Source organism: Nostoc sp., assembly GCF_054880495.1.
In genome coordinates this window covers 1-5,402 of the sequence record NZ_JBTYKD010000081.1, presented here as the reverse complement: position 1 = coordinate 5,402, position 5,402 = coordinate 1, and the positions used below count along the sequence as shown (strand labels likewise).

Sequence of the window (5,402 nt, the reverse complement as noted above, 5' to 3'; positions counted from 1 at the left end):
TCGAGGTTCTGTTATCATTACCTAGCAGCTAATCCTCTGAAACCTTTTCAGGCTCTAGTTTCTAGCTAACGAATCGCACTTTCAGCCTTAGCGTAACTTTCTGTACGGTTGCTCATTTCACCCCAAGAAGCAACGATTATTAGTCGCCGTGCCATCAAGCCGCAGTAGCGTAGATAAAATATTGGAGGTTAATGGGTCAATGACTTTGGGGCCAGTGTGGATTGTCCAGTAAATTTGTTTATCTATTTAATTACCGTTAGTGGACGGAACTGAAAACAGGCATTTTGGGACGAATGGTAGTCCTAACTGCCACATTATTAAGCTTGCCTTTGGGGGAAATGGTACGAAAGTCGCAACTATTCCATGAGGCAACCCCTGCTGTAGGTAAAGGCTACAACTGGCACAGCTATTTAGTTAGGTTTAGAGTTGGAATTTTGGTTAAGCCAGGGCTTTCTCCTTGGCTAGCCAGTTCTGGAAGATTTGCTCACGTCCATCGTCACCGTCAATCACACGATAAACTCGTTGGCGTTCGCCCGTTCCATCACGGCCAAGGTATTTGAGTTTCAGCCCTATCTTCTTGAGCAATCGCCGTAAGATAACGATGGGGCTGTCATTGTCATTGAGGGTAATACCCAGAACGGTTTTCACCTGCCACTTCACAGATAGGGCATTGTTAGCCATCTGCACTAAGTCGGCATCAGTTCCCCGGAATTCGCGATCGCCCTTGATGAATTGGGGGATGTTGAACAGTTCCAAGGCATGAATTACCAAACCCAGTTGACCGCCGTTAAAGTCTGGTAGCCAAGCACTCTTGGCAAGAAGCATCTTTTCACCCAGTTTGCGATCGCGGTCAGCAACTTTCGCTCTGCCCAAGGTAAGGTAAAAATGCAGCCTCAGTTGTGGGTAATAACCTTGATCGTCTTTTTTGACGAGTTCTGGGGTAACATCCACACCGTAACGCTGAAGAAGCTTATATTTGCGCTCAATGTGGCGTTCAGTTGTGGTTTTAGCCCGTTGTTGTTGCAGCGCCTCATATTTGGCAGCAGTCATCGCAGTTGTATCGGCAGCAGTGATATCCTGACATTCACCGTTGTAAACTTCATTTGTTTGGGCGGTGATTTCGTTGTTTAACTTTTTGCGAATTTTGTTGTCATGGACATCGACAATGTTATGACCTTCGTTGCCTAATTCCTCTAGCACTGTGTCACGGTAATGAATCATACCCGCATTGATCCGACAGGCCATTTTGCCAAAAACGTTTAAGGCAGTGCGATTAATGTTGATTTCATCGCCGTCAATGATCAATGAAGCATTCTGTAGCAGCTTCAAGTTAGCTTGAAAGCGTTTATGCTCACAGGCTAACAGGGATTTGAGGTTAATTGCTCCGTTGCCAATCTTTCCTAAGCCATGACTGGCTACCCAAAGATGACGCGGTATCGCCTCTCGGACACGGGCTAAGGCTTGGCGAGTGGCATTTTCTGGTGCTACTCCCCGGAAGCATCCCCAAACACTGGTAAAATGTCCGAGTATGTCAATGCTGACCCCTGTGCCGATGGATGGGGAGGCCAGCACAATGTCATATTCCAGCAGCACTTTGTTTAGTCTCTCAATGCAGTTGTAAGCTTCGTGTTCCGGGTTGGCAATCGTTTCGGAGTCAATACGAAGGATTTTTCGGTCGGGGAATTGTTTCTTTAACCGAGCTTCTAAAACTTTGGTTCCCCATTTGGATTTAGCTTTTTGGCAATCAACTGCAATAAAGGGCTTACCCCCGATTTTGATGTGGGCTTCCAGGGCAGCTAACCAATTAACCGGGGTAGTTTGTTTGTAGTGGTAAATGTTCCAGGGTTGTCCCTTCCAGTTGTTGACCACCACCCAAGGGGTAACTTGGGTTTCTGCCAGACCCATGACCATTTCAGGCGATAAATCAGATAAGTCAGCATCAGCCAGGATGACTTTACCACGTCCTGGGGCGAAGGCATTTTTGAACAACTGGGAAAGTTGGTTGAGGACTTCGACCCGATGCTTCTTAACTTCAGTGTTGGCAGAGAGCAAATGCCAGATCACCTGCTCGGATTCGTCAATGATTACTAGCGGTTCTTTCCAGTGGGCAGCGTTAAATCTGGCTTGACCGTTGGGGTGTAAACTGTCTACACACAGGGCAAAACCGAGTAAAATCCCGGTTTCGCTGTTTCTGACTTCGGTGATGTAGGGGATGCCTACCCGATCCGCGATCGCACTTGCTAACTGTACCCTGTGCGATAAGAGGATAACGGGTTGACCGTTGGCGATCGCCTCAGCAACGATCGCGGCAAATGACTCGGTTTTACCAGAACCTTTAACGGATTTGAGTAAAATCAGTTTAGCGGTTTCCGGGATAGCCAATTCTCCCAGGTAACGCTGATTGAGGACGAGTGACCCTGAGTAAGACAGTCGGCTGTACTCTTTGACCTGCCATTTTTCTTTTGTCAGTGCTAGTTTTATAATTTCATCAGTAACAGCTGGCCCCCTAGCGGCAATTAAGTCATCAATGCCTTTTTCGGGGTAACTCCACTGTGTCACTAGGACTTGAGAGCCGCAGGCAGTTAAAAGTTTCGCGGTTTGGCTAATGGCAATATTCACCCGTTGGACTGTTTCTGGCTTGGTGTCGTGGTCAAAGCAGATGATGAATTCACGTCCAAGGGTGGCAAAGTGTTGTAGCTCTGGAATTAGGTGTAAATTACCTGTGGGCTGTCCAAATTCATCTTTGGGATTGCGGTAGCCACTGTTTATCCCAGGAAGGGCGATCGCTGCATAACCCAATGTGAGTAATGCCCCTGCTTTTTTAGCCCCCTCACAAATCACAACTGGGATGTTGTACTTCCATACCCAATGCCAGAAGCCTAATGCCCTATCTTCATCGCTGATGGTCAAGTCATATCGGGCGGCTACACTCTCCCAGATGTAATCTGGTACTGCCAGGAAGAATGCCCGTGTAGGCACTCGCAAGGGGTGTTCATACTTGATGAATTTAAGAACTTTGTTCAGGTCGCGCCTGGGGCGATCGGGCTTCATGCCGCCCCACATCATGGGGCTATAATCGTTGAGTGGATCAACACCACTGCACCACCAGTTCAGTCCTTCGATGTGGCGATACTTCTTGAGTACCCCGTCTCTGAGTCGTCCATCGTTACGGCGGGGGACGTTTTGACCATAAAACAGGTAATCGTAGGCGGCAGTACCCGATACGGAAATCACGTTTAATGCAATAATTCCAGGGTCAACAGCACTGGCTAACCATTCATTCCAGTGGGTTGCTTCTATATAGGAGGGTCGAGATATCGTCTCGCACCCCCCTATAACTTCATGTGGTTGAAGTGCGCGGTTACTATTTATCACAGATTTACCCTCAAATAACTGGTTTTTTAGTATTTCGAGGGGGTTAACGCACTGCTACACCTGATATCTATGAGATTTACTGTTTTGCTGGTTTAGGCTTTTTTACGCTATCAAAAAAAAATGATAAATTTGAATCCAAAAATCTACCAGTGAAAATATAGAAATTTTCACAGCACCTCATATAATATGAGTAAGCAGCGCGGAATAATCTCTTTCGCCAATCAGTGGTTAGAGCTTCCAACTACCAATCCACTTTTTTGGTTCTCTAGAGATGAAACCCGCTCTCAGATATTGAAATATTTAATTTTCTTTGTTGGACAAAGCGTTTACCACTTAGTATCGCTTTGTTTTTTTATTTTTTGGTGTTTTTCTGTTTGTACCTCCGTTAATCGCTTCATTTCAGCAATAGCCTGATTTTACAAAAGTTTTTGTCTTCTGCAACTTGATATTAGTTTGATTTTTTACTTAAATTTCTCCATGTCGTTTAGTGATTATTTTGTTTGGAACTAGCCGGAGGGCTATCGCTTGTTTCCTCGCCATGCTCAAACCATAGTGTAAGTGCTTGCTCTAAAGCTTCACTTTGATTCACATCCCTCTCTGCACAAAGAGCTTTGAACTTTTTGTACATCGCTGTAGGTATGTGACCACTTAGTTGTCGATAATCTTCGCTCCTTCGCCGATCAACCATCAAATCTAAATAACTCATTCTCTCTTAATTTGCCTCCATGACATCTAATTGTCTAGTAATTTTAATATTGTGTTGACACAATGTCGTGACATAGTTAATATATCAGGTATAAGGCAGAAATGCCAAACCAAGAATAAATCTGTGTTGGCTGGTTAAAATGCCGCAGAAATTTTATCGGCTACTACGTTAATGCAGAGATAGTCAAAATCAAGGCAGCAAGCTTATTTCAGAACCTTGTCAATTAAATATTTAGAGGATTAAACCTTATGACAGATTTGGCAGTTCATACCGAAAATGCCAACACAAGGCAAAAGGGTACACTCACAATTATTGCTGGTTATGACCTCGGTAATTCCAGCATTAAATTTGTATCGTCAGACCAAAAAATCAGGTTTCCTAGTTATTTAGAGAACTGTTATTACCGCCCAACCGAGACTCCCACTGAAGGTTACGTCGAGTACCTAGAGGGAGATGCAATGACCAAACTGGACTATAAGCAGTGGTTGTCAGGTTTTGCGGCTTACGACGCTAACCCCAAAAACCACTTGCGAGTGACCGACGATGCTATTGCAAAAGTGAATCAATCGCTGAAACACTTGCTAGCAGTGCTTTCCTATTACCCTTATAAAGCCTCAATTGAGTTAGTAATTTGTGCGTCTTTGCACGAGAGAGGTGATTTAGAAGATCAGTTAATCGATGCGCTTACGGGGCGGCACGTCGTAAAGTTTGGCGGTAAGATTTGCCCCACCGAGGTCAAGATCCATGTTTTGAAGGTCTACGACGAAGGTCATGCAGCAATCGCCGCCTTTGCCCAGAACTTGAACACCAGTAAGCAAAACGTAATTGTTGATATCGGGAATCGGACAGTTATTGCCACTTTAATCGGTTCCAAAGGACATCTAGCTAACCGAAAGACTTTTGATAATGGTGTGGAAGAGTTGATCCGAATGATTTCGGCCAACCCAGACTTTAAAAATCGCTTGGTGGGCGAGATTGCAATGCCGCACCTGATCCGCCAGGGACTAGAAAGTATTGAAAAGCCCTTTTGGTACGGCAAACAGTTCAGTTTTCAAGATGTCTACCAAAAAGAGTTAGCGCCTTGGGTACAGAAGTCCCTAGCGCCAGTATTCAAGTTTATCCACCCTTGGAAAATTAACGCCGACTCCTGCTTGATCATCGGTGGAGGCTCCCAGCTTTCAGGAGTTGATGAAGCATTGAGGGCTAAAGGGTTCGTAGTAGCAGATAACCCAGTTTGGGCAAACGCGATTGGGCTTTACCAACTAGCAAAGATGATTCATTTAAGGAGTGTGAATGAACAGCAATGAAAGCATTCGGGTAG

General features: G+C 45.1%; 3 protein-coding genes. 1 reads left to right on the top strand and 2 read right to left on the bottom strand.

Translation table 11 applies throughout. The features are described from left to right. Positions 1–438 precede the first annotated feature (438 nt). Both ACYTXL_RS09410 and ACYTXL_RS09405 read right to left on the bottom strand, forming a co-directional pair. Complete coding sequence (locus ACYTXL_RS09410) at positions 439–3,375, bottom strand: plasmid replication protein, CyRepA1 family (RefSeq protein WP_461924498.1); 2,937 nt, start codon at positions 3,373–3,375, stop codon at positions 439–441. 484 nt (positions 3,376–3,859) lie between these two features. After that, positions 3,860–4,081: a ribbon-helix-helix protein, CopG family gene (locus ACYTXL_RS09405; RefSeq protein ID WP_461924497.1), complete on the bottom strand. Its 222-nt coding sequence runs from the start codon at positions 4,079–4,081 to the stop codon at positions 3,860–3,862. A 248-nt stretch (positions 4,082–4,329) separates the two neighbouring features. Between ACYTXL_RS09405 and ACYTXL_RS09400 the strand changes: the two genes are divergently transcribed. Next, entirely contained in the window at positions 4,330–5,388 is a 1,059-nt protein-coding gene (locus tag ACYTXL_RS09400; protein ID WP_461924496.1) for a ParM/StbA family protein, read from the top strand. Positions 5,389–5,402: the final 14 nt, after the last annotated feature.